Below are 633 nucleotides of genomic sequence, written 5' to 3' on the forward strand. Positions count from 1 at the left end.
GGCCAGCTGCCTTGCATGCGCAACGAATTTATCCCCTTCTGCGATACATTCAATCAGCGATCCCGGAATCGTCTCAAGTTCAAACAGTTTTTTTTCAGCCTTTTGCAAATCCATAATTTTCTCATCATCAATGATCAGGCCGACAAACATTCGGTTGTAAAGTTCCCCTGTCGCAAATTTCATGTTATTCCTCCATCATCTTTTAAATCAGAATGCTCCTTCATGTATTCTCTGTCGAATGCTGAAATCCCTTTTTCTCAATTCCGTTTTCATTTCGTTTCAGGACGGGCTTGCTCTACATATCATACAAATGTCGTTTTGAGAAGGAGGAAAGAATATGGAGCGCGTGCATTTATTTTTTCATCGGGAGCAGCTGAAAAGGAAAGGTACAGCCAAGGGGCTTTTCGTAACAGATCGATCTGTTTCTCCCATTCTTCTCACACAGCGTGACAGAGCGGAAAAGGCATCCTATGAAATCAGCTGGGAAAAGTCTCTGCTTGGTGAAAGGACACTTTTTTTGAATGCAGAACAGGATGATCCGTCCCTGATGCGGCGCAGACTCGCCTATTGTTTTTTTGACCAGATCGGCGTACCTGCTCCCGTTGCCTCGTACAGCTTTCTGACCATCAATGG

General features: G+C 44.4%; 1 protein-coding gene and 1 pseudogene. One reads left to right on the forward strand and one right to left on the reverse strand.

Annotation, left to right across the window (positions count from 1 at the left end):
- A pseudogene (locus ACWHAR_RS28675) lies at positions 1-183 on the reverse strand (fumarylacetoacetate hydrolase family protein); the annotation flags it as partial.
- 154 nt (positions 184-337) lie between these two features.
- Between ACWHAR_RS28675 and ACWHAR_RS28680 the strand changes: the two are divergent.
- The coding region (locus ACWHAR_RS28680; RefSeq protein ID WP_452088649.1) for a CotH kinase family protein at positions 338-633 on the forward strand (296 nt) is incomplete at its 3' end.

The sequence above is a fragment of the Bacillus sp. LR--39 genome (genome assembly GCF_053613335.1).